This window comes from Tardiphaga sp. 841_E9_N1_2 (genome assembly GCF_051811065.1).
Taxonomy (GTDB): Bacteria; Pseudomonadota; Alphaproteobacteria; order Rhizobiales; family Xanthobacteraceae; genus Tardiphaga; species Tardiphaga robiniae.
Genome location: NZ_JBPWQC010000001.1, coordinates 2682487 through 2708665, shown reverse-complemented (window position 1 = coordinate 2708665; position 26179 = coordinate 2682487). Strand labels below are relative to the sequence as shown.

The 26179-nt window shown below is 63.5% G+C and carries 24 protein-coding genes and 2 riboswitches; of the genes, 14 read left to right on the top strand and 10 right to left on the bottom strand.

From position 1 onward, the window contains the following. Positions 1-29 precede the first annotated feature (29 nt). Positions 30-542: a tyrosine phosphatase family protein gene (locus AB8A50_RS13095; RefSeq protein WP_439077913.1), complete on the top strand. Its 513-nt coding sequence runs from the start codon at positions 30-32 to the stop codon at positions 540-542. Here AB8A50_RS13095 and cobS read toward each other — a convergent pair. Next, complete coding sequence (gene cobS / locus AB8A50_RS13090; protein WP_439077912.1) at positions 535-1299, bottom strand: adenosylcobinamide-GDP ribazoletransferase; 765 nt, start codon at positions 1297-1299, stop codon at positions 535-537. The two genes, AB8A50_RS13095 and cobS, sit on opposite strands and share 8 nt — an antisense overlap. Next, positions 1300-2355 carry a nicotinate-nucleotide--dimethylbenzimidazole phosphoribosyltransferase gene (gene cobT, locus AB8A50_RS13085; RefSeq protein WP_439077911.1) on the bottom strand — a complete coding sequence of 352 codons (1056 nt, stop codon included), beginning with the start codon at positions 2353-2355 and terminating at the stop codon, positions 1300-1302. It abuts the gene before it with no gap. 99 nt (positions 2356-2454) lie between these two features. Then, positions 2455-2645: riboswitch (cobalamin riboswitch) on the top strand. Positions 2646-2754: 109 nt separating this feature from the next. On the opposite strand from cobT, the gene AB8A50_RS13080 reads away from it, so the two are divergent. The 6 genes from AB8A50_RS13080 to AB8A50_RS13055 are packed head-to-tail and all read left to right on the top strand — an operon-like array spanning position 2755 to position 10593. Continuing rightward, positions 2755-3204 (top strand): DUF1636 family protein, encoded by a 450-nt coding sequence (locus AB8A50_RS13080; RefSeq protein ID WP_089265284.1) that lies wholly within the window; start codon positions 2755-2757, stop codon positions 3202-3204. Next, positions 3201-3731, top strand: coding sequence for a bifunctional adenosylcobinamide kinase/adenosylcobinamide-phosphate guanylyltransferase (gene cobU / locus AB8A50_RS13075; RefSeq protein ID WP_439077910.1), 531 nt, complete (start codon positions 3201-3203; stop codon positions 3729-3731). The genes AB8A50_RS13080 and cobU overlap by 4 nt, the downstream gene beginning before the upstream one ends. Then, positions 3732-4745, top strand: coding sequence for a cobalamin biosynthesis protein CobW (gene cobW, locus AB8A50_RS13070; protein ID WP_439077909.1), 1014 nt, complete (start codon positions 3732-3734; stop codon positions 4743-4745). Between the two features lie 15 nt (positions 4746-4760). After that, positions 4761-8483 (top strand): cobaltochelatase subunit CobN, encoded by a 3723-nt coding sequence (gene cobN, locus AB8A50_RS13065; RefSeq protein ID WP_439077908.1) that lies wholly within the window; start codon positions 4761-4763, stop codon positions 8481-8483. Next, positions 8480-9106 carry a cob(I)yrinic acid a,c-diamide adenosyltransferase gene (gene cobO, locus AB8A50_RS13060; RefSeq protein WP_068734347.1) on the top strand — a complete coding sequence of 209 codons (627 nt, stop codon included), beginning with the start codon at positions 8480-8482 and terminating at the stop codon, positions 9104-9106. The genes cobN and cobO overlap by 4 nt, the downstream gene beginning before the upstream one ends. Beyond that, positions 9106-10593, top strand: coding sequence for a cobyric acid synthase (locus AB8A50_RS13055; protein ID WP_439077907.1), 1488 nt, complete (start codon positions 9106-9108; stop codon positions 10591-10593). The genes cobO and AB8A50_RS13055 overlap by 1 nt, the downstream gene beginning before the upstream one ends. On the opposite strand, the gene cbiB is transcribed toward AB8A50_RS13055, so the two are convergent. Further along, on the bottom strand, positions 10566-11534 hold the full coding sequence (cbiB, locus tag AB8A50_RS13050) for an adenosylcobinamide-phosphate synthase CbiB (protein WP_439077906.1): 969 nt from the start codon (positions 11532-11534) through the stop codon (positions 10566-10568). The two genes, AB8A50_RS13055 and cbiB, sit on opposite strands and share 28 nt — an antisense overlap. After that, entirely contained in the window at positions 11534-12337 is an 804-nt protein-coding gene (locus AB8A50_RS13045; protein WP_439077905.1) for an ABC transporter substrate-binding protein, read from the bottom strand. The genes cbiB and AB8A50_RS13045 overlap by 1 nt, the downstream gene beginning before the upstream one ends. Positions 12338-12406: 69 nt before the next feature. Here AB8A50_RS13045 and cobD point away from each other — a divergent pair, with 69 nt between their 5' ends. Beyond that, positions 12407-13393, top strand: a complete 987-nt coding sequence (gene cobD, locus AB8A50_RS13040) for a threonine-phosphate decarboxylase CobD (RefSeq protein ID WP_439077904.1) — start codon at positions 12407-12409, stop codon at positions 13391-13393. Between the two features lie 12 nt (positions 13394-13405). On the opposite strand, the gene AB8A50_RS13035 is transcribed toward cobD, so the two are convergent. From AB8A50_RS13035 to AB8A50_RS13015, 5 genes are all read right to left on the bottom strand, one after another. Continuing rightward, positions 13406-14188, bottom strand: coding sequence for an ABC transporter ATP-binding protein (locus AB8A50_RS13035; protein WP_439077903.1), 783 nt, complete (start codon positions 14186-14188; stop codon positions 13406-13408). Further along, a complete protein-coding gene (locus AB8A50_RS13030) occupies positions 14185-15210 on the bottom strand; it encodes a FecCD family ABC transporter permease (protein WP_439077902.1) in 1026 nt (341 codons plus the stop codon). The genes AB8A50_RS13035 and AB8A50_RS13030 overlap by 4 nt, the downstream gene beginning before the upstream one ends. Continuing rightward, positions 15204-17159: a TonB-dependent receptor plug domain-containing protein gene (locus AB8A50_RS13025; RefSeq protein WP_439077901.1), complete on the bottom strand. Its 1956-nt coding sequence runs from the start codon at positions 17157-17159 to the stop codon at positions 15204-15206. Before AB8A50_RS13025 ends, AB8A50_RS13030 begins: the two co-directional genes overlap by 7 nt. A 32-nt stretch (positions 17160-17191) precedes the next feature. Beyond that, a riboswitch (cobalamin riboswitch) is annotated at positions 17192-17395 on the bottom strand. A 48-nt stretch (positions 17396-17443) separates the two neighbouring features. Further along, positions 17444-18232, bottom strand: coding sequence for an alpha/beta fold hydrolase (locus AB8A50_RS13020; protein ID WP_439077900.1), 789 nt, complete (start codon positions 18230-18232; stop codon positions 17444-17446). 3 nt (positions 18233-18235) lie between these two features. Next, the gene (locus AB8A50_RS13015; protein WP_439077899.1) at positions 18236-19531 is read right to left on the bottom strand and encodes an O-acetylhomoserine aminocarboxypropyltransferase; all 1296 of its coding nucleotides are present in this window, start codon (positions 19529-19531) and stop codon (positions 18236-18238) included. A 137-nt stretch (positions 19532-19668) separates the two neighbouring features. On the opposite strand from AB8A50_RS13015, the gene AB8A50_RS13010 reads away from it, so the two are divergent. The 6 genes from AB8A50_RS13010 (at position 19669) to AB8A50_RS12985 (ending at position 24449) form a co-directional block, all read left to right on the top strand. After that, a complete protein-coding gene (locus AB8A50_RS13010) occupies positions 19669-19911 on the top strand; it encodes a hypothetical protein (RefSeq protein ID WP_068734329.1) in 243 nt (80 codons plus the stop codon). Positions 19912-20046: 135 nt separating this feature from the next. After that, complete coding sequence (locus AB8A50_RS13005) at positions 20047-20301, top strand: hypothetical protein (RefSeq protein WP_439077898.1); 255 nt, start codon at positions 20047-20049, stop codon at positions 20299-20301. Between the two features lie 928 nt (positions 20302-21229). Beyond that, complete coding sequence (locus tag AB8A50_RS13000; protein WP_068735441.1) at positions 21230-21643, top strand: DUF3830 family protein; 414 nt, start codon at positions 21230-21232, stop codon at positions 21641-21643. After that, the gene (gene puuE, locus AB8A50_RS12995; RefSeq protein WP_439077897.1) at positions 21643-22578 is read left to right on the top strand and encodes an allantoinase PuuE; all 936 of its coding nucleotides are present in this window, start codon (positions 21643-21645) and stop codon (positions 22576-22578) included. The genes AB8A50_RS13000 and puuE overlap by 1 nt, the downstream gene beginning before the upstream one ends. A 24-nt stretch (positions 22579-22602) precedes the next feature. Continuing rightward, positions 22603-23490: a 2-oxo-4-hydroxy-4-carboxy-5-ureidoimidazoline decarboxylase gene (uraD, locus tag AB8A50_RS12990; RefSeq protein WP_439077896.1), complete on the top strand. Its 888-nt coding sequence runs from the start codon at positions 22603-22605 to the stop codon at positions 23488-23490. 185 nt (positions 23491-23675) lie between these two features. Next, on the top strand, positions 23676-24449 hold the full coding sequence (locus AB8A50_RS12985) for a substrate-binding domain-containing protein (protein WP_439077895.1): 774 nt from the start codon (positions 23676-23678) through the stop codon (positions 24447-24449). 179 nt (positions 24450-24628) lie between these two features. On the opposite strand, the gene AB8A50_RS12980 is transcribed toward AB8A50_RS12985, so the two are convergent. Then, positions 24629-26023: a nucleobase:cation symporter-2 family protein gene (locus AB8A50_RS12980; protein ID WP_439077894.1), complete on the bottom strand. Its 1395-nt coding sequence runs from the start codon at positions 26021-26023 to the stop codon at positions 24629-24631. Positions 26024-26179 lie beyond the last annotated feature (156 nt).

Sequence of the window (26179 nt, the reverse complement as noted above, 5' to 3'; positions counted from 1 at the left end):
AACATGACAACAGCGAGCAGGGTGTTCGAATGATCTATGTGAGCTCGCTCGGAGGCCTTGCTGCTGTGGCAAACTCACTGCCGTCCTTCGATCTGCTGACCCTTCTGTCGCCCGCCGCGAGCGAGCGCGACTGGAGCGGGTTGGCGCGTGAGCGGCATGTGGAGCTGACCTTTCACGATATCGTCGAAGCAACGCCGGACCTGATCGCGCCCGATGCCGACGTCGTGGATGCCATTCTTCAATTCGGCCGCGGCAGCATCGCTGACCGCCCGATGCTCATTCACTGCTGGGCCGGTATCAGCCGTTCCAGCGCCGCCGCTTACGCCATCGCCTGCGATCGCAATCCTGGCTATGAGACGGCGATTGCAGATGAACTACGCAAACGTTCGCCTTATGTGACGCCGAACAAATTGATGGTGCAATTGGCCGACGAACAGCTTGGTCGCGACGGCCGCATGGTCGAAGCCATCGCACGCATCGGCCGCGGTGCGGACGCTTTTGAAGGTGAGCCTTATCGATTGCCGTTGAACTGGCCTATCTGATCAGGACCGCAACGCCGAGAAGAAATCCGATCTCGAAGAGTTGCTCGACGGCACCGAGCACGTCGCCGGTGTAACCACCGATCAGGCGACGCGACCAGAGTGCGAGCAGTGCGGCGAGCGCTGCGCCGAGCAGAAGACCCGCAAAAAGCGATGCGACCGAGACGAGCGCAAGCGGGATTGCTGCAAGCACAACCACACCAAGTGCAAACAACGATTCCTTAAATCGCACGGGCGCCTCGGCGTAAGTGACCTTCATCGCACTGGTATCGCCGCTATAGGGCAGGCGGTTCATCACGAAGGCCGGCATGGCGCGCGCTGCGGCGTGGACGGCGATCAGCGCTGCCGCACCTGCCCACAGCGGCAATATGGCGAGCGCCGCGATGCGCAGCGCCACGCCGAGGCCGAGTGCCAGCGCCCCGTAAGTGCCGATGCGGCTGTCCTTCATGATCGCGAGGCGCTTCTCGACGGTCCAGCCTCCGCCGAAACTGTCGGCCGTATCGGCAAGGCCGTCTTCATGCAGCGCGCTGGTCAGAGCGATGCTTGCCGTGATTGCCAGCAGGGCGGAAATCAGCGGTGACCAGAATTCGCCGGCAACGAGAAACACGATTGCGGATGCAGCACCGATGCCGGCGCCGACCATCGGAAAATACTTCATTGCACGCGCAAGCCAGTCAGCATCCTGCGCGTCGCCAGTTGCCGGTACCGGCAGCACCGTCAGGAAACGGATCGCATTCAAAAGATGCGGATCCAGCCTCATCTAGATCTTTCCGGCCAGCACGTCGTCGAGGCTCGCAACGTCGGTCAGCATGCGCGCGGCAGCACGGACCAGCGGCACCGCAAGCAGCGCGCCGGTGCCTTCACCGAGCCGCAAGCCGAGATCGAGTAGCGGCTGGGCATCGAGCGCATTGAGCACCATGTCGTGGCCGCGTTCAGCCGAACGATGTGCGAAGACGCAGTAGCCGCGTGCAGCCGGGCACAGACGAACGGCGAGCAGTGCCGCGGCGCTGGAGATGAAGCCGTCGATGATCACCGGCCGCCGTTGCGAAGCTGCGCCGAGGATCGCTCCGGCCATGCCTGCGATTTCCAATCCGCCGAATTGGGCCAGCACATCCAGTGGCGCAGTTGCGTCGCTGCGCGCTGCCGCCTTCGTGATCGCCGCGCGCTTGCGCGCCATGCCGGCATCATCCTGCCCGGCGCCAACGCCGATACAATCATCCAGGGGTGCCGGTGCGAGTCGATGAACCACCAGTGCCGAGGAGGCCGTGTTGCCAATTCCCATCTCGCCGAGCGCGATGATGTCTGCGCCGGCCTTGATCTCACCGACGGCGATTCTGAAGCCGCGCGTCAGCGCATCCGCCGCTTGCTCTGCCGTCATCGCGGGTTCGCGCGCAGCGTTGGCTGTGCCCATGCGAACCTTGGCGTCGATCAGCTTCGGATGGACGGGCAGTTCCGCAGCGACGCCGATGTCGATCACGCGCACACCGATGTCATTGGCCGCGGCGAAAGCATTGGCCGTGGCGCGGCCGGCCAGATAGGTCATCACCATCGCGACCGTGACCGCCGACGGATATTGCGACACGCCTTCGGCTACGAGTCCGTGATCTCCGGCGAAGACCAGCAGCACGGCATTGTCACCGCGCGGTTCGCCTGGATGCCGGATCATGCCGAGTTGCAATGCCAGCTCCTCGATTCGTCCGAGCGATCCCAGCGGCTTGGCCTTGCCGTCGATGGCGGCGCGGATTCCTGCCGCGATCTGCGGGTCAACAGGCGCAATGGCGGGCGGCTGCCACAAGGGCTGGGAATAGGCGGACATAGGGTTCCTTTTCGCGGCCTAACTGACGCAAGACGACCTGCAAGGTCAACAGGTCCGGGCGACAGTCCGTCGGCGCGGTTGACCCCGGCGCACCTGGCAGATAGCGTCTTTTACGATGGTCCTTCCGCGTGGAAGGTGAATAGGGAAGCCGGTTTGAGGCCGGCGCTGCCCCCGCAACTGTAAGCGACGAGCCCGCGCCGGTGCCACTGGGAATTCTTCAGAATTCTTGGGAAGGCGGCAACAGGCTGTGACTCGCAAGCCAGGAGACCTGCCATCACGAACTGTGCTTTGGAGGCGTCGTCGGGGCGGGGTGCACCGGACGGGAGCGAACCGACGGCCATGCTGTCGGCGCGATCCAACAAAGCTCGTAGGCCCGCGAGGGCATGAACTGAGCATGTGATGGATCACGACAGCGCCGATATCTCTGGCGAACAAATTTCGGTCGAACCGCCGCGCCCCGTGCCGGCTGGTCCCGTTGTCGTGAGCGTGTGCATCAGCTGCAAGGCCGCCGAAACTGGCACGATCGTCGGGCCGGACATGTTCGATGCGGTGAAGGCCGCGCTCGGCGATGGCGATGCCGCCGTGATGGTGCGTCCGGTGCAGTGTCTCAGCGTCTGCAAGCGGCCAGCAACCGTCGCGGTGACGAGCCCTGATGGCTACACGTTCCTGTTCGGCGATCTGCAGACCGATAGCGGCAGCGCGGCGCTGGTGTCTTTCGTGGAGTCCTATCAGAAGGCCGACTACGGCCTGGTGCCATGGCGCGAGCGCGCCGAGGTGCTGCGCAAGGGCATGGTCGCGCGTGTGCCGCCGATGCGTTGGTCGCCTGAAGATGGGCGTGCGCCGAAATGACCGCGACCTCTACCACGTTGGTGCTGGGTGGTGCGCGCTCGGGCAAGTCGTCCTTCGCCGAAAAGCTGGTCGATGGCATCGGCCTGACCAAAGTCTATCTTGCGACTGCAACGGCCGGTGACGACGAGATGCATGCCCGCATCGCGCAGCATCGCAAGCAGCGCGGCGAAGGCTGGATCACCGTGGAAGAGCCGCTGGCGCTGGTCGATGCGCTGACGCGCGAGGCGACGGTCGGGCGCGTCGTGCTGGTGGATTGCCTGACACTGTGGCTGTCGAACCTGATGTTGGCCGAGCGCGATCCAGAGATTGAAGCGAAGCGCCTCGTGCGCTTCCTCGATGTCTCGCGCTATCCGATCGTGTTCGTGTCCAACGAAGTTGGCCTCGGCCTCGTGCCGGAGACACCGCTCGGCCGCGCGTTTCGCGATGCGCAGGGCCGCCTCAACCAGATCATCGCGGCCGCCGTGCCGAATGTTGCTTTCGTTGCCGCCGGGCTTCCGCTCTGGCTCAAGCGTTCCCAGGAGAATTGAATGTCCCGCGTTCCCGTCACCGTCCTCACCGGATTTCTCGGCGCCGGCAAGACCACGCTGCTGCGCTCGCTGCTGACCCAGGCCGATGGCCGCCGCATCGCCGTGATCGTCAATGAGTTCGGCGATGCCGGTTTCGATGGCGGTCTGGTCGAGGAATGCGCGGCAAAGGCCTGTGCGCCCGGCGATATCGTAGAACTCACCAATGGCTGCATCTGCTGCACGGTCGCTGACGATTTCGTGCCGACCATGGATAAGCTGCTGTCCCGTGAACGCCCGCTCGACGCCATCGTCATCGAGACCTCCGGCCTCGCGCTGCCGCAGCCGCTGTTGAAGGCCTTTGCCTGGCCGGCGGTGAAGACCCGCGCCACCGTCGATGGCGTCGTCACCATTGTCGATGCGCTGGCGCTGTCCGAGGGCCGCGTCACACTCGATGAGGATGCCGTTGCCGAGCAACGCGCCAGGGACGAGGGTATCGGGCACGACGATCCGATCGAGGAAGTGTTCGAGGACCAGCTCGCTTGCGCCGACCTTGTGGTTCTCTCGAAGAGCGATCTCGTCACCCCGGAAAAGCTCGCCGAGATCGAAGCCAAGCTCAAGGCCGTGCTGCGTCCGGGTGTGAGCATCGTGCGCTCCAAGGGCGATCTCGCGCCGTCGGTGCTGATCGGCCTTAACGCCGCGGCCGAGGATGACATGGCTGCCCGCGTCGGTCATCACGGCGAGGAAGAAGAACACGACCATGACGATTTCGACAGCATCGTCGTCAAACCCGCCGCTGCGGCCAGCATCGACGCGATGCGTGCGCGCATCAGCGACGCGCTTGGCCTCGACGGCGTGCTGCGCGTGAAAGGCCATGCCCGCATCGCCGATAAATCCGCTCCGATCGTCGTGCAGGCCGTCGGCGCCCGCGTCGATCTCGCCTTCGCCCGGCCGGATGTGGCGCAGGCCGAGCACCTCGTAGTCATCGGCCTCAAGGGATTCGACGGCGACGCCGTGCGAAAGGCACTCGCCGGGTAACGCAGGTTCACCCGCATGCATCTGAAGCTCGACACCTCCGGCAGTATTGATGACGGCGACGTCGCCCGCGATCTCGGGCAGGACACCGCCGATATCGTCGTGCTGTCAGCGGCGGATAGCGATCTGGCGGCGTTCAATGCGGCGCATGCGACACTGCCGGGCGATTTCCCCAGCGTGCGGTTTACCAACATGCTGGCGCTCGGTCATCCCGCGTCGGTCGATCTCTATGTCGAGCGTACGCTGGCCAGGGCGAAGATCGTGGTGCTGCGCATGCTCGGGGGTATCAGCTATTGGCCGCATGGCGTCGAGAGCCTGCGCAGCGATGCGCTAAGCCGCGGTAGCAAGTTCGCCTGCCTGCCCGGCGAGATGGACTGGAATGCCGAGCTGGCCGCGCGCGGCACGGTCAGCAGCGACGACACCCATGCGTTGTGGCGCTATTGCAGCGAGGGCGGCGTCGACAACGCGCAGCTGGCACTGCGCTATGCCGCACATCTGATCGGCCATGGTGAGGAGCCGCCTGTTGCGCGGCCGATGCCTTCGGCCGGCTTTTGGCCGGGTGAACCCGCGGGGGATAACCGGCCGAATGCGATCGTGATCTTCTACCGCGCGCTGGTGGCCGGCGGCGATACTGCGGCAATCGATGCATTGCGTCGGTCGCTCGACGCGCGCGGCCTCAATGCGGCCTGTCTCTACGTCACGAGCCTGAAGGATGAGCGCTCCGCGGCTTTCCTGCGCGCCGCGCTTGCGGCCTATCCGCCCGATATCATCATTAACGCGACGGCCTTCGCCACTGCGACCGCGCATGACGATGCCGGCGTGTTGTCGGCGTCAGGCTGTCCGATTCTGCAGGTCGCGCAGGCCGGCATTTCACGCGCCAGCTGGGAAGCCTCTACTCGCGGCCTGACGCCGCGCGATCTGGCGATGCATGTGGTGTTGCCGGAAGTCGATGGGCGCATCTTCGCCAATGCCATCGCTTTCAAGGAACGCGGCACCAGTGACGGCGGCTTCGCGCCGACGACACTGCAGCCGGTGCAGGATCGGATTGATGCGACCGCTGATCTGGCGCGCGCCTGGGTGCGCTTGCGCCGCGCTGCGGCGTGCGAACGTCGCGTCGCGCTGATCCTTGCGAACTATCCAAATCGCGATGGTCGTCTCGCCAATGGCGTCGGCCTCGATACGCCGCAGAGCCTGATCGATGTGATCGCCGCGATGTGCGAAGCCGGCTACGGCACTGGTGACGCACCTGACACGACGACCGCCATGATGCAGCTGTTGCAACAAGGTCCAACGAATGCGCTTGCCGGTCGCGCCGAGCGAAGCGGTGGCGTGACGTGGCCGCTGGCTGACTATCACGCGGCCTTTGCGACGCTGCCGACCAATGTGCGGCTGGCTATTGAGTCACGCTGGGGCAAAGCTGAGAACGATCCGCATGTCGTCGATGGCGCCTTCCGCCTCGGCCTGCATCGCTTCGGCAACATCACCGTCGGCGTGCAGCCAGCGCGCGGCTACAATATCGATCCCAAGAGCACCTATCACGATCCCGATCTGGTGCCGCCGCATCACTATCTCGCCTTTTATCTCTGGCTGCGCCGCGACTTCGATAGCCATGCAGTGGTGCATCTCGGCAAGCACGGCAATCTCGAATGGCTGCCGGGGAAAAGCGCCGGTCTGTCAGCCGATTGTCTGCCCGATGCCGTACTCGGTCCGCTGCCGCATCTTTATCCGTTCATCGTCAATGATCCCGGCGAGGGTATTCAGGCCAAGCGCCGCACCTCCGCCGTGATCATCGATCACCTGACACCACCGATGACGCGGGCCGAATTGCACGACGATCTGGCGCGGCTGGAGAATCTGGTCGACGAATATGCCATGGCGACCGATCTCGATCCCAAGCGCGCTGCCGTGATCGCCGAAGACATCCTGTCGCTCGCCCGCGCGCAGCAGATTGATGCCGACGTCAATGTCACCCGCGACACGCCGACGGGCGAGGCGCTGCGCGCGCTCGATGCGCATCTCTGCGATCTCAAGGAAATGCAGATCCGCGACGGACTGCACATCTTTGGCCGCGTACCCGAGGACGCCCAGCGCAATGATCTCCTGGTGTCCATCGCGCGCCTGCCACGCTCCGATATCAAGCCGCAGGATGCGTCACTGCATCGCGCATTGGCTGCCGATCTCGGGCTTGGTGCGTTCGATCCGCTCACCCGTGATATGGCCGATGACTATCTCGGCCCGCGCCCCGGCGTTCTTGCCGATGTCAGCGATGCAGTGTGGCGCACCACAGGTGACACCGTCGAACGAATCGAAGGGCTGGCGCTGCAACTTGTCTCCGGCGATCTGCCTTGCGATCCCACCTGGACGCGCGCCACCGATGTACTTCACTGGATCAATGCGAAACTGCGACCCGCCATCGATGCTTGCGGTGGCGCGGAGACGGCCGCATTCCTCGGAGGACTCGACGGTCAGTTCGTGCGGCCCGGTCCATCTGGCGCGCCGACGCGTGGACGCCCCGATGTGCTGCCGACCGGGCGCAATTTTTTCGCCGTCGACGTTCGCGCCGTGCCAACGCCATCCGCCTGGCGCATCGGGCAACTGGCGGCCGAACGGCTGGTCGAGAGCTATTGGCAGGAGGCCGGCGAATGGCCGCGCGCGATCGCGCTGTCGGCCTGGGGCACCGCCAATATGCGCACCGGCGGTGACGATGTCGCGCAGGCATTGGCGCTGATTGGCGCGCGCCCGCTGTGGGAGGAAACCTCCGGCCGTGTCACCGGCTTTGCCATTACGCCGCTGTCTGAGTTGAAGCGCCCACGCGTGGATGTGACCTTCCGTGTCTCCGGCCTGTTCCGCGATGCGTTCCCGACCCAGATGGACATCATCGGCTCCGCCGTGAGTGCCGTGGCCGAACTCGACGAACCCGACGACGCCAATCCTATTGCCGCCAATGTCCGCGCGCGTGCCCGCACGCTCGAAGCCGGTGGCATGACCTGCGAGATCGCACGGCGACAGGCGACGCGCCGTGTGTTCGGCTCCAAGCCTGGAGCTTATGGTGCGGGCCTGCAGGCGCTGATGGATGAGGGCGGCTGGAGTAATCGTGCCGACATTTCCGAGGTCTATCTCGATTGGGGCGGCTATGCCTATGGCGGTGGAACCGATGGCGAGAACGCGCGAGGCGAATTCGCCGAACGGCTGAGGGGCGTCGATCTCGTCGCGCAGGCGCAGGACAATCGCGAGCACGACATTCTGGATTCCGACGACTATTACCAGTTCATCGGCGGCCTCGCGGCGACGGTGCAGACGCTGCGTGGCTCGGCGCCGCGCATCGCCCATATCGATACGTCGCGCCCCGAAGCGCCGATTGCCCGGCCGCTGGCGCATGAGATCTCGCGCGTGGTGCGCGGCCGCGGCGCCAATCCGAAATGGATCGCCGGCGTGATGCGTCATGGCTACAAAGGCGCATTCGAGATCGCGGCCACGGTTGATTATCTGTTCGGTTTCGCGGCCTCCACCAATGCGGTCGCCAATCACCATTTCGATCAGCTGTTCGTCTCCTATTTGGAAAATGACGAAGTTCGCTGCTTCATGGCATCTGCCAATCCCGCGGCGCTGCGCGAGACGGCTGCGCGCTTTGCGGAAGCGATGCGCAGGGGCCTGTGGACGCCACGTTCCAATCGCGCTGCCGATCTGATCGCCGAACTTCTGCCGCAGGCACACAAAGAGATCGCAAAGGAAATCGCATGACCGAACTCGCCCACGACGATGAAGAAAATGCCCGCCACAAGATCAAGGCGGCCAAGCACAAGGCCGCCAAGGACAAAATCATGGCGACCAAGGTCGGCGAGAAGGGCCTCTTGATCGTTCACACCGGTACCGGCAAGGGCAAGACTTCTGCAGCGCTCGGCATGGTGTTCCGCCATATCGGTCACGGCTATCCGGTCGGTATCGTCCAATTTACCAAGTCGCCGGAATGGGACACGGGCGAAGCCCGTCTGCTGAAGACCTTTCCCGATCTGGTGACGCTGCACATCATGGGCGAAGGCTTCACCTGGATCACCCAGGACCGCGAGCGCGACATTGCTGCAGCGACCGCCGGCTGGGAACGCGCCAAGGAAATGATCCGCGATGACCGTCATCGCCTGGTGCTGCTCGACGAACTCAATATCGTGCTGCGCTACGACTATCTCGATCTCAACGAGGTGCTGACCTTCCTGCGCGACGAGAAACCGGCCGACAAGCACGTGGTGATCACTGGCCGGAACGCCAAGCCCGAGCTGATCGAGATGGCCGATCTGGTCACCGAGATGACGCTGATCAAGCATCCGTTCCGCGCTGGCATCAAGGGCCAGAAGGGCATCGAGTTCTGATGAACCTGAATACGCCCGCGCTGATGATCCAGGCGACCGGCTCCAATGCCGGGAAGTCGACGATCGTCGCTGGGCTGGCGCGGGCATTGGTACGGCGTGGGTTGAAGGTGGCGCCGTTCAAGCCGCAGAACATGTCGAACAATGCCGCTGTCGCGGTCGAGGGCGGCGAGATTGGTCGTGCGCAGGCGGTGCAGGCGCGGGCTGCGAAACTTTCTCCGTCCGTACATATGAATCCGGTACTGCTGAAGCCTGAGACGGATACCGGCGCGCAGGTGATCGTGCAAGGCAACCGCTGGGGCACGCTGCGGGCGAAGAACTATCTGGAGAAGAAGGCCGCATTGCTGCCCGCGGTGCTCGAAAGTTTTTCGCTGCTCGCCGATCAGGCGGACATCGTTCTCATCGAGGGCGCCGGCAGCCCGGCCGAGATCAATCTGCGCGCCGGCGACATCGCCAATATGGGCTTTGCTGCTGCAGCCAATATTCCCGTCGTGCTCGCTGGCGATATCGATCGCGGCGGCGTCATTGCGAGCCTCGCCGGCACGCATCTGGTGCTGGAGCCGGAAGAACGCGCGCGCATCCACGGCTTCATCGTCAACAAGTTTCGCGGCGATCCCGGCCTGTTCGACAACGGCCTCACGGCGATCACGCGGCTGACGGGCTGGCCATCCATCGGCGTGTTGCCATGGCTGCCGCAGGCTGCGTTCCTGCCGGCCGAAGACGCCGTCGATCTCGACCGCACTCACGCCTCGTCATCGACGCGTATCATCGCGGTGCCGGTGCTGGCGCGGATCGCCAATTTCGACGATCTCGATCCGCTGGGCATGGAGCCCGGCGCGAAGCTTGTCTTCATCAGGCCGGGCGAAGCCATTCCGGGCAATGCCGACGTGATCATCATTCCCGGCAGTAAATCTACCATCGGCGATCTCGCCTTCCTGCGTGCGCAGGGCTGGGACATCGACATCAAGGCGCATGTGCGCCGCGGTGGTCATGTGCTCGGCCTGTGCGGAGGCTACCAGATGCTCGGCCGTACGATCGCCGATCCCGATGGCGTCGATGGTTCAGCGGGCACCGTCGATGGCCTCGGCCTGCTCGATATCGCGACGCTGATGAGCGCCGACAAGTCCACCACGCTGGTGGCAGGAACGCATTGTGCGACTGGCGCCGCAATCGAAGGCTACGAAATTCATCTCGGTCGCAGCGAGGGTGACGACTGCGCGCGGCCGCTGCTGATGATCGATGGACGACCTGATGGTGCTGCGTCAGTCGATGGACGGGTGCAGGGCACTTATGTCCATGGCTTGTTCACCGGCGATGCGTTCCGCAAGGCATGGCTGGCCAATCTCGGCATTGCCTCGTCTCTGGCCTATGATGCGCAGATTGAAGCCGCGCTCGATGCGCTCGCTGACCATTGCGAAAAGCATCTCGATATCGATCGGCTGATCGAGATTGCCCGCAGCCGTCACAGCAGCAGCGCCAACGCAGCATAGATCGCCGCCTGCAAGACGCAGGCTGCGACGAACACGCGAAGTGCCCGGCCGATGTCGTCAGGCGCTGCGGTTCGGCCTTCGGCATTGAGATAGGGATCGTTGACAGCGCCCTCGGCATAGACGCGGGGTCCAGCTATTGCGATCCCGAGCGCGCCAGCCATGGCACTTTCCGGCCAGCCGGCATTGGGCGAACGATGCTTGGAAGCGTCGCGCAACATGATCTTCAATGACGAGATGATTGATCCGCGTGCGACCGGCGCAGCGAGCGCGACCAATACTCCCGACAAGCGCGCCGGGATCAGATTGACGAGATCGTCGAGTCGGGCGGCCGCCCAGCCGAAATCCTGATACCGCACGCTGCGATGACCGATCATGGAGTCGGCCGTGTTGATGGCCTTGTAGGCGATCAGGCCGGGCAATCCGAGCAATGCCAGCCAGAACACCGGCGCGACAATGCCGTCGGAGAAATTTTCGGCGGTGGATTCGATCGCCGCGCGCGATACGCCGGCTTCGTCGAGTTGTTCAGGATCGCGCCCGACGATCATCGCGACGGCCTGGCGTGCTGCGGGCAATCCGCCCTCGGTGAAAGCGCGGTGCACGCGGGCCACATGCTGATACAGGCTGCGTTGGGCGATCAGCGTCGAGGCAATCAGGGCTTCGATTGCAAAGCCGATCCAGTTGTCGTTGAGGAGATCGGCAAGCAGTCCGCCGACAAGCATTGCGACACTGACCAGCGCGATGACGGTGACGACACCGGCCAGCTTGCGCTGCCGGCGCGACCAGCTCTCAGGGTTGAGCCGGCGTTCCAGCCAGCCGATGCCGTTGCCGATCCAGACCACGGGATGCGGTGCGCGTCGCCACAGCCAGTCGGGATCGCCGATCACGGCATCGAGCAGCAGCGCCGCGACCACCAGCAGGAGCGCGTCGCCATGCACCAGCATCAGGGCGCCAGGCGACTGATTTCGGTAGTCAGTCGATCAAGCGCCTCGACCATGGTCGGACCGCCGCAGGCGGTGAGGCGCTCGGGCAGCACCAGTCGCTTCGATGCCGGATAGAATTTCTCCAGTGCGGGATGCAGCAGGAAGGCGCGGCCTTCGTCTTCGGCGAAATCGGTATTGTCGGTGACCAGCAGCAGATCGGGCCTCAGTGTGACGATCGCCTCCAAGGAGGCGAAGCCGCCAGCCTTGAGGCCGAGCTCGCCGCCGGCATTGCGCAGCCCGACCGCTGATAGCAACGACGTGGTCAGATTTTCGCCGCCGGACACCCAGCCGCGCCGCGACACCGCCAGCACGCGCAACGGCTTGCGCTGTACGGCGGCATGGGCCTGCGCGATTGCAGTATCCAGTTTCGCTATTTCGGCTTCAGCACGCTCCGGATGCTTGACCAGCGCGCCCATCTGGCGGAGCTGTTTCTTGACATCGTCGAGCGAGCGGGCGGGATCGAATTCGGTGACCTTCAGTCCCTTGTCCTTCAGGAGTTCACGGGTCGCGCGCTTGGTGAAGCGGCCTGCGACGACGACATCCGGCTTCAGCGCCAGCACGTCCTCGGCCTCGCCGGACAGCAGGCGGAACGCCTTAGCCTTGTCCTTATCCCATGAGCGGAACGGATCGCGCGCATAGGGGCTGAGGCCCAAAATCTGCTCGGGATCGGCGAGGGTGACGAGCAGTTGATCGGTGCAGAGATTGATCGAAGCGATACGCGGCAGATCCGCTGCACTGGCCTGCAGCGGCGCGTATGCGAGCAACGCGAGTGCCGTAGCCGCGAGCGGCCAAAGCCTCTCGCGCTTTGCCCGATATGATGGCATGACACAGGCATGAAACATGGTGGCGATCTCACGCAGGCGATGGCCGAATTCGGCGGCGCGCCCGATCAATGGCTCGATCTCTCGACCGGGATCAATCCATGGTCGTGGCCGCTTCCTGTCAACCTGCCGAGCCATCTTTGGGAGCGCCTGCCAACCCGCGCCAACGAAAAGTCGCTGCTGTCCGCTGCGCGCAGCGCTTACCACGTGCCCGATAACGTCGATGTCGTTGCCGCTGCCGGTACGCAAGCTCTGATCCAGTGGCTGCCGCATCTCGCCGCGCCCGGAGCCGTTGCCGTCGTTGGGCCGACCTATAACGAGCATGTCGCGGCTTGGCGTGCCGGCGGACATGAGGTTGGCGTGATCGGCAGCCTCAGCGCATTGCCTGATCATGCCAAGCATGTGGTGATCGTCAATCCCAACAATCCCGATGGGCGGATCGCCAAGCGCGATGAACTCGCCGATGTTGCGGCGATCCTGCAACGGCGCGGAGGCTGGCTGGTGATCGATGAGGCCTTCGCCGATGTCGATCCCGCGATCGGCGCTGTCGGCCTGTGCGCGACACTGCCAGTGGTGATCCTGCGCTCCTTCGGAAAATTCTACGGTCTTGCGGGTCTGCGTCTCGGCTTTGCGCTCGCTGCTCCACTGATCGCGCAGCGTATCGCGACGGCTGTCGGTCCATGGGCCTGTTCCGGTCCGGCGCAGGTCATCGGCGCGGCCGCCTTGCGTGACGAGCGCTGGGCCACACAGACCCGCGTCGCGCTGGTCGCTCAGGCTATCAAGCTCGACAAGGTTTTGTCCAACGCCGGTTTCGAGATTGTCGGTGGCACGCCGCTGTACAGGTTGGCGCGACATGCCGACGCCTTGAAATGGCATGCCGCATTGGCCCGGCAGCAGATCTGGTGTCGCCACTTCGACTGGAGCCATGAGCTGCTGCGCTTCGGCTTGCCGCCCGATGCGGCTGCGCTGAGCCGGCTTGCTGCTGCGCTGGCGAAATAGCCGCCACATCGTTCAGACTCCCGCCCAAGGCAGGATAATCGTTTCGTTTCGGTGTTCGGCGCGATAGGCGCTGATGCGGAACACATTGGCGACGATGTCATCGGACAGCGCCTGTTGCGGCGCGCCTTGGGCCGCGAGGCGTCCGTCGGACATCACCAGCACCGTATCGGCAAAGCGTGCTGCGAGGCCGAGATCGTGCGTCACCACGATCACCAGCACGCCGCTGTTCGCGACATCGCGCAGATTTGTCATGACGTCGATCTGGTAGCGCGGATCGAGCGATGCGGTCGGTTCATCCGCCAGCACGATGGGTGCCTCGACGGCGAGAACGCGGGCCAATGCGACGCGGCTGCGCTCGCCACCCGAAAGCTCAGTCACGCGGCGATCGGCAAAGGCGACGATGTCGGTGGCCCGCATCGCGCGTTCGACCGCAGCCTTGTCCGACGATGTCAGCCGCGCCGGATCGGTCGCGCCATGCGGATAGCGGCCGAGGGCGACGACGTCCTTCACGTCGAGCGGCCAATGCACGACATGGCCTTGCGGCAGATAACCGAAGCGCTTAGCGCGCTCGCGGAGCGATAAGGACGCCAGTGTATCGCCGGCGACATGGATCGCGCCGGTGGACGACTGCAATCCTGCGAGCGCGCGCAGCAGCGTCGTCTTTCCGGCGCCGTTCGGCCCGACCAGAGCGACGAGATGCCTGGCGTGCAGCGAGAGCGAGACGTCGTGCAGCACCTGGCGGCCGGATAGGGCGACGCTCAGATTGCCTGCGGTGAGCAGCGCCTGATCGCTCATGCGACGCCTCCGCCCAGCGCGCGGCGCTCGCGCATGATGAGATAGAGGAAGAACGGCACGCCGATGATCGACGTCAGGACGCCGACCTTGATATCGGTCGTCGATGGTATGAGGCGCACGGCGATATCGGCCGCGAGCAGCAGGGCCGAGCCGGTCAGCGCGCTCGGGATCAGCAAGCGTGCGGGATCGTGGCCGATGATCGGGCGCATCAGATGCGGCGCAATGAGGCCGATGAAGCCTATGGTGCCGGTGACGGCGACCGCGCCGCCGACGCCGAGCGCGACGCCGAGGATCACCAGCAGCCGTAGCCGGCTCACATTGACGCCAAGGCTTTGGGCGGCTTCTTCGCCGAGGCTGAGCGCACGGAAAGCCGAGCGCTGGCTCATCAAGATGATGGCGCCGGCGATAATAAACGGCAGCGCCAGCGTGACATGGCGGAAGCTGCGGTCTTCCAGCGAGCCGAGCAGCCAGAACGCGATTTCGAGTGCGGCGAAGGGATTGGGCGACAGGTTCATCACCAACGCCGTTGCTGCGCCAGCAAGGCTGGAGATCGCGAGACCTGCAAGGATCAGCAGCAGCAGGCCGGCATTGCGGCCGGCGATGCCAAGCAGCACGAAGACCGATAGGAACGCCATGGTGATGCCGGCCACCGGCAGCGCCCATGAGCGGACGTCGGCAAGACCCAGCGAGATCATCAACACGGCGCCGAAGGCGGCGGACTGCGGCGCGCCGAACAGCGACGGCGAGGCGAGGGGATTGCGCAGCAAGCCCTGCAGTGCTGCGCCGGACAGGCCGAGGATCGCGCCGATCGCCAGCGCCAGGATCGCGCGTGGCAGGCGGATTTCACGCACGATGATCTGATGCACGTCGCTGCCGCCGCCGAACAGTGCATCGAGCACCGTCAGCGGCGAGAGTTTGACAGGTCCGGTGCCGAGCGAGCCGAGTGCCAGCAGCGTGGCGAGACCGACGAGCGCGATGGTCGCGATCGTTCGGCGTTGTGCTGCTGGCGCTGCGGTTACCATGTGGCGTTGAAGCCTGCGTAAGCCGCAGGCCCCGTGGTGCCGAAGTTCAGCACTTCCTGATAATGCTCATTCAGGATGTTCTCGCCGCGGGCGAAGACCTTCCAGTTCGCATCGATCTTGTACTCGGTATAGAGATCGACGCGGGTATAGGCATCGACCTGACCGACCTGATTGGCACTGCTGAAGCGCTTCGACACCGTGGTTACGCGTGGCTCGATCATCCACTTGTCGGTGGGCGTGATGGTGAGTGCGAAGCGGGCGAAGTTCTTGGGACGACGTGCCAGCACGGTGTCGGTGCCGAGATCCTGTGCGTGAAGGTAAGTGTAGGCTACGTTGAATTTCACCCAGCCCGGAATGACATCGACATTGCCGCCGACTTCGAGACCGCTGGTCTCGGCGCGGGCGACGTTGACGTAATAGCCGAGCGGGCGGGACGCATCGGAGACAAAGTTGATCAGATTGCTGTAATCGGTGGAAAAGCCTGTGACCGACAGCACGACGCGGCCGTTGAAGAGGCTCTGGTCGATACCCGCGTCATAGCCGAAATTGGTTTCCGGCGTCAGGTTTCTGCTGCCGTAGGTCGTGTCGTAAAGCTGAAACAGCGTCGGCGCTTTTGCGCCGGTGCCAGCGCTGGCGCGGAATTTGGTGCCGGTTTCTGTAATGTTGTAGGCAGCCGTAGCGCGCCAGGTCTCGAAGCGGGCAACGTCGACGACGTCATCGACCCGGCCGCCGAGCGTGACGTTGAGCCGTTCACCGATCGGCACAGACCACAAAGCGAAGATCGAGTTGGTGTCCTGCTGTTTGGCTAGCAGCGGCGTCAATGGGCCGGCAACAGGCGAGATATTCGTGCTGTAGGTCTGCGCGGTCTCGGTCTGTGTCTTGGCACCATAGACGAGGGAGCCGAATGCGCCGAGCTTCAGGGTCGCCTGATATTCGGCGCCGAGACTGTTGCCGACATAATCGGAGATTTTCTCGGTGGTGTTTGCCGGCAACCTGTTGGTGCGATAGCTGACGTCGTCAAACATCCGCTCGGTGTGCGTATTCGACACGGTGACATTGTGAGTCAGAATGCCACCGAATGAATCGATGCCGACGCGTCCATAGACGGTTTGCAGCAGACGCGTCGCCGCTGACGGCGTATCCGGAAGCGTTCCCGTTGCTGCATCATAGGCCGAGCGCGTGAACGAATGGACGATGCCTGACTCAAGCCGGATGCCTTCGCCTGCATCGTAGCCGATGCGCGCCGAGCCGCCGACGCGATCGAAGCTGTCGTTTTCGAGATTCGGAAAACGTGCTTCGAGGGCAGGGATACGATAACCGTAACGCGAGAAACCGTTGCTGTGCTGACCGCCGCCGGTGAAGGCATAGGACCACGGACCGTTGGAGCCGGTCAGCGATCCCTGCGTCATGACAGTGCCATAGCTGCCGGCTTCGGTGCGCACGTTGACTTGCGCAGGGCCCGAGCCCTTCTTGGTAATGATATTGATCACGCCGCCCATGGCGTCTGATCCATAGAGTGCGCTCTGCGGGCCCTTTAGGACTTCGATGCGCTCCATCGCCGAAGGCGTGAACATGGCGAATTCGAAATCGCCGGACGCCGCCGTGGGATCGTTGACGCGGATGCCGTCGATCATCACCAGCGTCTGGCCGGTATTGCCGCCGCGCAGGCGCACATTCGCTGTGCCGCCGGGGCCGCCGTTTTCGGTGATGTCGAGACCGGGCACGGTACGCAGCGCATCGACCAGCGAGCCGGGATTGCTGGTCGCAATGGTCTCGCCGGACACGACGCTGATCGAACTGCCGGTGCGATTGAGTTGTTCGGGTGTTCTGTCCGCCGTCACTACGATTTCAGAGAGCTGCTCGGCGCTGGACTGCGCATGCGCAGCACTGTGAGAGCAGGACAGAACAACAACGGCCGCAGTGCCTGCGGCCAAATTCCGGATAGTCATTTAACCCCTTCCGTCGACCCACCGTCGAACGAGTGTGAAACTCGTTACCGGCCGGTCTCCTGGCTCGCGGTGGTCTCCCGGTCCGCCTTCCCGAATCTGCGATGCAAATTCAGTGGCTTTGTGGACCCGGAATGGCCGCTTACAGTTGCGGGGGCAGCCGCGGCATAGGGGATATCTCCCCGCACCGCATTCCCGTTTCACCTCCTCGCGGAGGCACCGATAACTGAGAGGACAGGAAGCACAGCGCGCCGCGCGGTGCAACAGTCATCGAAGACTTCTAGACTCTATTGCTCGTGCTGTAGCGCGGCGAGCACGTCGTCGGGACGTTCGACCATCATCATGTGGCCCGTACCCGGCAGAATCACCGTGCGGGCGTTTTTCAATGCAGCGGCCAGGGTCTTGCCGGCCTTGGCGGGAGTCATCATGTCCCGCTCGCCAAGGATGAGCGTGACAGGGATATCAAGCTGGCCCGCAGCAGTCAGCGCATTCTGGTATGTATTGCAGGCATTGAGATCGGCGAACAGCACGCCTGGCTTCGTGGCTTCCAGCACGCGCTGCGCGCCGCTATGCATCCACAACCCCGGCGCGAGACTGCCGCCGAGTTCGGCGCGAAAGCCGAGCCCCCAGATTGACACCATGTCGATGGCGGAGTGCTGATTGGCTTCGGCATCCTTCAACAGATCCGGGCCGACGGTCATCGTCCCTGCCGTGCCCATCAGGTCGAGGCGCGTGACTTTACGGGGATGCCGCGCTGCGGTCTCCAGCGCAATCAGCGAGCCCATGGAATGGCCGATCAGCCGCGCAGTCTTTGTGCCCGCTGCCTCGATCAATGCTGCGGTCCAGTCTGCGAGATCGGCGATGGTCGTGAGCGCTTCACCTTGTGAGCGACCATGGCCGGGCAGATCCGGCGCCAGCACGGCGAAGCCATGATGCGCAAACCAGCGCGTATGCAGCGCCCAGGTCGAGTGATCGAAGCCGGCGCCGTGGATCATCACGACCACTGGCAGGGAAGGATCGAATGCGCGGCCACCATTCGCGATATAGGTCTCGTGACCGTTGACGGTGAGTTGCATCGCTCAGCCCTTCTGCGAGATGCGCAGCGCCTGCGCGAGGTCATCGATGATATCATCGGCGGCTTCGATGCCGATGGAGAGGCGGATCAGCTCCTCGCCGATGCCGGCGGCCTTGAGCTGCTCGGCGTCCATCTGCTGATGCGTGGTACTGCCGGGATGAATGACCAGTGTCTTGGCGTCGCCGACATTGGCGAGATGGCTGGTGAGTTTCAGCGCTTCGATGAACTTGCGGCCGGCATTGCGGCCGCCCTTGATACCAAACGAGACGATGGAGCCGGCGCCGCGCGGCAGCAGGCGTTTCGCGAGTTCGTAATCCGGATGGTTCTCCAGCGACGGATGCAGCACCCAGTCGACCGCCTTGTTGGCCGTGAGCGCCGCCAGCACCGCATGGGTATTGGCCATATGGCGCTCCATGCGAATGCCCAGCGTCTCGACGCCTTGCAGCAGCTGGAACGCATTGGTCGGCGAGAGACACGCGCCGAAATCGCGCAATCCTTCCGTACGGGCGCGCATGATGAAGGCGGCAGTGCCGAACTGCTCGTCGAAGACGATGCCGTGATAACCGGCATAGGGTTCGGTCAGTTGCGGGAACTTGCCAGAGGCGTGCCAGTCGAAACGGCCGCCGTCGACGATGACGCCGCCGATGGCGATGCCGTGGCCGCCGATCCATTTGGTGGCCGAGTTCATCACGATGTCCGCGCCGAGCTCGATCGGCCGCGACAGGAACGGCGTCGCGAAGGTGTTGTCGATCAGCAGCGGAATCTTTGCGGCGTGGGCGATGTCGGCGACGGCGGGTATGTCGAGCACTTCGAGGCCGGGATTGCCGATGGTTTCGCCGATCACCAGTTTGGTGTTCGGCTTGATCGCCGCCTTGAAGGCGTCGAGATCGCGCGGCTTGACGAAACTCGTGGTGATGCCGAAGCGCGGCAGCGTGTGGGCCAGCAAGTTGATGGTCCCGCCATAGAGCGAGGACGACGCCACGATGTGATCGCCGGCATTGAGCAATGTGGCGATGGCGAGATGCAGCGCCGCCATGCCCGATGCGGTGCACACCGCGCCGACGCCGTTCTCAAGTGCGGCGAGTCGCTCTTCCAGCACCGCCGTCGTCGGATTTGAAATGCGCGTATAGATGTGGCCGGCGCGTTCGAGATTGAACAGCGCAGCAGCGTGATCCGAGTCCTGGAACACATAGGACGTGGTTTGATAGATCGGCACGGCCCGCGCGCCGGTGATGGCGTCCGGATGCTGGCCGGCATGCAGACTCAGCGTTTCGAAAGCAGGCGGTTTGGGTGCTGGCATGGTGATTTCATCCCTGGACGCAATTTGCGACATCTATGGCACGAATCGGATGCGAGTGTGAGTCGGCGATATTTCAACTGATGGAACGAAACGCGGGGTGGCGACTTGTACGAGGTCGATCACGCGGGAGAGTTATCATGAAGAAATTGCTGCTTTGCACTGCGGTTGCGGGTCTCGCGTTTTCATCGGTTGCGGCCGAGGCGAAAGGCTGTATCAAAGGCGCGATCATTGGCGGAATCGCCGGCCACTATGCAGGACATGGCAAGGTTGGCGTCGTTGCGGGGTGCGTGATCGGACGCCACGAGGCCAACAAGGCCGATGCGGAACGGGCGCAGAAGGCGCAGCATCCACAGCCGCCGAACGAGAATGGTCGCATCTAGATCGGCGTTGTTCTCAACGCTGGACGATGTTGCTAAAATTTGATGGACTAGACCGGTTCAGTAGAGCCTCACCCTCATCAGGTTGGGGTTCTTTTCGTCTCTGTACGATACCGGACGAGATTGGGCGTAGACGTGGTGCTGCATCGGGATGTGTTTTGGCTCGGCAAGCAATGGGCCGTTACCGGCTATGGAATTCAGGCTGTCAGCCAGAAGCACAATATGAAGTTCGATATCGAGGTGTCGCAGATCTGGAACGAGGATCTGGATGCGTTGATGCGCGATCAGCCGTGGTTCGATGCGCAGGATTTTGCACAGGCCGTCGATCGCGCGAGGCAGCGTGCGATGGAATCACCGCTGACGTTCAAGCCACCGCTGAGTGATGAACGATAGCGGCAGCGCATCATTGCAGGATTCAAATTTCAAACAGCCACTGTCCTGAAAACATGCGTTCGCATTCTCGCGGCGCTTGCGCGTCCGAGCTATGAGCATTCCCACCTCGCCCCCCTTGTGAGAGGGCGTGCGGAACGCCGGGTGCCCGATGCACCCTTGGGCCTGATGCGAATGCGGTCTTCCGCATGGGGTAATGCATCAGGACTTTCGGAAGCACGAGCGATTGCCCGACGTTCCGCCTGCGGTGTTTTTTCGGTTGCTTGCACTTTGCCTCGACGAACGCTCCGATCGCGAATTAAAGTCCCAAGGCGATGGGAAGGGAGCCTCAAGCGAATAGGCCGAACGCGTTTTGACTTGGTCGTCCGTCACACTGTTCAGAGGGTCTTTCCATCCGAAGGCCGGCCGTCTCCTTGCCAGTGGCAGTGCTGGCGCAGATCCGTCCTGCCCGAAGACAGACGTTCCCCATGAACCGCGTGACGCCGCATCTCCGGCGTCCACCGCATCCCACCCCGCGAACGTGACGATCGCGATCGCCCCTCTCGGTGGGGCAGGACGTGAGAGATAATAATCCTCATAGGTATGTTGTCAAGGAGGGGTAGGAAAAAATGTTTGACGTCTTCCTGCCCCACACCCGTCATTCCCAGGCAAACCAATTGGTTTGCCTGGGGGCGTGGCCGGCGTAAGCCGGACGCGACCCCGGAATCCCAGCATGTTCAGCAAAACACCTCAAGATTCCGGGTTCGCACTACGCGGCTGCGCCGCTTCGTGCGCCCCGGAATGACGAGCAAGGAGGCCCCGGAATGACAGTGTTGGAGAGGGAACGCAGTCTACAGGCAACGCCGCCGAAAACTGCGGCTTGCTTCTTTCGCCCCCTGCTGCAATCTGGATGGATCGTTTTTTCAGTCACCCCAATTATGAGATCCCACGGATGAGCCAGCTCAAAGTCCATGTCGGCGACTTCACCTTCGATGCGAAATTCGAGGAGAAGGACGCCCCCAAGACCGTCGCCGCCTTCAAGAAGGCGATGCCGTTTGTCAGCCAGGCGATCCATGTGCGCTGGAGCGGCGAGGGCGTCTGGATGCCGCTTGGCGATCTCGATTTCGGCGTGCCCTATGAGAACCACACCAGCTTTCCGGCGCCGGGCCACATCATCCTGTATCCGGGCGGCATCAGCGAGACCGAGATCCTGCTGGCCTATAGCGGCGTGCATTTCGCCAGCAAGATGGGCCAGCTCGCCGGCAACCATTTCATTACGCTGACCTCGAACCTCGAAAATCTGAAAGAGATGGGCAAGACCGTGCTCTGGAAGGGTGCGCAACCCGTCCGTTTCGAGATGGTCTGATGGCCGGGAGCGACTATCCCCGCGATCTGCGCGGCTACGGCCGCAATCCGCCCGATCCGAAATGGCCGGATGGCGCGCGCGTGGCGGTACAGTTCGTCGTCAATTTCGAAGAAGGCGGCGAGAACAATATCCTGCATGGCGATCGGGCCTCGGAGGCGTTTCTGTCGGATGTGCTGGGCGCGCAGCCGTGGCCGGGCCAGCGCCATGCCAATATCGAATCCATGTTCGAATATGGCGCGCGCGCCGGCTTCTGGCGGCTGTGGCGGATGTTCACCGAACGTAACATGCCGACCACAGTTTTCGGCGTGGCTACGGCGCTACAGCGCAATCCTGAAATCGTCGCGGCGATGCAGGAAGCCAAATGGGATATTGCCAGCCACAGTCTGAAGTGGATCGAACACAAGGACATGTCGGAGCCCGAGGAGCGCTTCGAGATCGCCGAGGCGATCCGCGTGCATACCGAGGCGACCGGCGCACGCCCGACCGGCTGGTACACCGGCCGCAGTTCCATCAACACCATTCGGCTGCTGATGGAAGCCGGCGGCTTCAAGTATCTGTGCGATTCCTATGCCGACGATCTGCCATACTGGATCAAGGGGCCCAGCGAACCGCAGCTCATCATTCCCTATACGCTCGATGCCAATGACATGCGTTTCGTCAATCCGCAGGGGTTTGGTGGCGGTGACGAGTTCTTCACTTACCTGAAGGATTCGTTCGATGTGCTGTATGCCGAAGGCGTGACGTCGCCGAAGATGATGACCGTGGGCCTGCATTGCCGCGTCGTCGGGCGGCCCGGACGTGCGGCCTCGCTGATGCGATTCCTTGACTATATCGGCAGCGTCGAGCGCGTCTGGGTGCCGACGCGCCTTGATATCGCCGAGCACTGGCACGCCAATCTGAAACATCTCGCCGCCGACGCCCGTGCCATCGGATAGACCAGGATTGGGATAAGCCCTGTCATGACAGAGAAGACGCTCGACGAACTCAACGCCTGCAGCAAAGCGGATTTCGTCGCGGCGCTGGCGAATATCTTCGAATATTCGCCGTGGATCGCGGAGAAGGCCGCGGACAGCCGGCCCTTCGCGGGCGTCAAGCAGTTGTTCGCCGCGATGCGCAAGGTGGTGGAAGATGCAGCGTCAGGCCAGCGGCTGGCGCTGATCAAGGCGCATCCGGACCTTGCCGATAAAACGCAGCGCGGCGATCTCCTGACGGCAGAATCCAATGCCGAGCAGAACAGCGCCGGACTCGACCGGCTCTCTGAAGCCGAATATGCCGCCTTCGATCGCGTCAACAATGCCTATCGTGCCAAGTTCGGCTTCCCCTACATCGTCTGCGTCCGCCGCCACACCAAGGATTCGATCCTGGCGGATTTCGAGAAACGGTTGCCGAACGACCCAGCCGCCGAGGTCACCGCATCGGTCGCCGAAATCTGCAAGATCGCGGCGCTGCGTACCGATCTTTTGATCGACGGGCCGGATCGCCTGCAGGTGCATGGCCGGCTCTCGACCCATGTGCTGGATACCCATAGCGGCCGGCCCGCAGCCGGGATTTCGGTCGAGCTTGTCGAATTGTCGAAGCTCGGCGTCAGCCGCGTGATTGCGCGCACGCTGACCAATCACGACGGCCGCACCGATGTGCCGCTGATCGGCGGCCGCCCGGTGCCGATCGGGCGTTATGAACTGACCTTCAAGGTCGGCAGCTATTTTGCGGAGCGGGGCGTGCCGATGTCCGATCCGCCGTTCCTCGACGAGATCCCGCTGCGCTTTTCGGTCTATGAACCCGAAGGCCATCTCCACGTGCCGCTGCTGGTGACGCCGTGGAGCTATGGGACCTATCGGGGAAGCTGAGATTTCCTTCTCCCCGCTTGCGGGTAGAAGGTGGCGTCGCGAAGCGACGACGGATGAGGGGGAGCCAGCGAGTAAAACACTGGCTCCCCCTCACCCGACTTCCACGCGCTTCGCGCGTTCCAGTCGACCTCTCCCCGCAAGCGGGGAGAGGATAAGAAAAAAAGACGTCAAGCGGGAGAGACACCATGCGCCACATCATTCGTTCGCTGCTCGTGCTCGGCTGCGCCGTCGCCTCGACGCCCAGCGCCTTCGCCTCCGAAGTCCATGTGATGATCTCCGGCGGCTTCACGGCAGCCTACAAGGAACTGGTGCCGCAATTCGAGAAGGCGACGGGCAATACGGTTGTCACGGCCTATGGGCCGTCGATGGGCGAGACGCCGCAGGCGATCCCGATGCGGCTGGCGCGGGGCGAGCCGGCCGATGTGCTGATCATGGTGGGCTATGCGTTGGGTGATCTCGTCAGCAAGGGCAAGGTGATCGCCGACAGCCGCGTCGATCTCGCGGATTCGCCGATCGGAGTGGCGGTGAAGGAGGGCGCGCCGAAGCCGGACCTGTCCTCGGCGGATACGCTGAAGGTGGCGCTGCTGAAGACCAGGACCGTGGCCTATTCGGACAGCGCCAGCGGCGTCTATGTCAGCAAGGAGATGTTCGAGAAGCTCGGCATTGCCGACGCCATGAAAGACAAGGCGCGCAAGATCCCGGCGACGCCGGTCGGCGAGATCGTTGCGAGGGGCGAGGCCGAGATCGGCTTTCAGCAGATCAGCGAATTGAAGCCGGTCAGGGGCATCGAGATCGTCGGCCCGCTGCCGGCGGAGCTGCAGAAGATCACCGTGTTCTCGGCGGGGCTTGCGAGCAATGCGCCGCAGCCTGATGCGGGCAAGGCGCTGATCGCGTTTCTGTCCTCGCAGCAGGCCGCGCCGGTGATCGTGGCCAGCGGGCTTGAGCCGAAGGTGAAGTGAGGCGGCTGTTTGCCTTCTCCCCGCTTGCGGGGAGAAGGTGGCGTCGCGAAGCGACGACGGATGAGGGGGACTCTCCACGAGCCGTGGCGTTCGCGGAGAGTCCCCCTCACCCGACGCCCACATGCTTCGCATGCGGACGTCGACCTCTCCCCGCAAGCGGGGAGAGGTTAAGAGGCAAACTAATGCGTCGCCGCCGCGGCAACACCAGCCGCTTCCGCCTTTGCGGTCTCGGCACTGCTCACGCCATTGAAGAACGCGTTGAGGATCACGGCCACCAGCGCGCAAAGCAGGATGCCCGACTCCAGCAGCGGATGCAGGTCGTGCGGCAGCGCCTTGAAGAAATTCGGCGACACCAGCGGGATCATGCCGAAGCCGACGGAGATGGCGACCACGAACAGGTTGCGCTGGTTGGTCTTGAAGTCCACCGCGGTGAGGATGCGCGCGCCGGTCGCGGCGACCATGCCGAACATCACGAGGCCGGCGCCGCCAAGCACCACCTGCGGCACCGACTCCACCAAGGCTGCCATCTTCGGCAGCAGGCCGAGCACCAGCATGATGCCGCCGCCGGCGATGGTGACCCAGCGTGAGCGCACGCCGGTGACGCCGACAAGGCCGACATTCTGCGAGAACGAGGTGTAGGGGAAGGTGTTGAAGATGCCGCCAAGGAAGGTGCCGACGCCATCGGCGCGCAGGCCCTTGGTGAGCGCATCGCGGTCGACCTTGCTGTCGGTCATTTCACCGAGCGCCAGAAACATGCCGAGGGACTCGATCATCACCACGATCATCACGATGCACATGGTGACGATGGGCACGAGATGGAATTGCGGCATGCCGAAATGGAACGGCAGCACGATGTCGACCCAGCCGGCAGTGCCGACCTTGTCGAAATGCATCACGCCGAGCACGCTGGCAAGGATCGCGCCCGCGATGATGCCGAGCAGCACCGAGACGTTGGACAGAAAGCCGGTGCCCCATTTGATCAAAGCAAGGATCACGACCAGCACGAACAACGCGATGCCGAGCCCCTGCAACTGGCCGTAAGCCGGATTGGGGAACGTGTGCGGAACGCCATCGATCATCTTTGTGAACATGGGTAGTCCGCCACCAGCCCAGTTGATACCAACGCGCATCAGGGAGATGCCGATCACCATGATGATGGTGCCGGTGACCACCGGTGGAAACAGCGGCAGCAGCCGGCTGATGAAAGGCGCGACAATGATGCCGAAGATTCCGGCAGCGATGACCGAGCCATAGATGCCGAGCAGGCCGATCTCCGGGGCGGTGGCCATCGACAGCATCGGGCCGACCGAGGCGAAAGTGACGCCCATCATGACAGGCAGGCGGATGCCGACGCCGGGAAAGCCGATACACTGGACCAGCGTGGCCAGGCCGCAGGCGAACAGGTCGGCGGAGATCAGGAAGGCGACGTCCTGCGGCGGCAGCTTCAGGGCACGGCCGATAATGAGCGGCACCGCGACCGCGCCGGCATACATCACCAGCACATGCTGCAGGCCCAGCGCGAGCAGGCGCGGGGTCGGGAGGACCTCGTCGACGGGATGGACGCTCTCTGTCATTGATCTAGCCCCTTGCTTAGGTGATGAAATATCGTGGCATTATGATCGTCAGATACAAGCCTCGTGCCAGACGCCGCTGAAAGCCATTTCGAGGTTGATGAGTGGCCGGTGGCACGAAGGTTGCTCGAAAGTGAGCATTGCTGAATATATATTGCC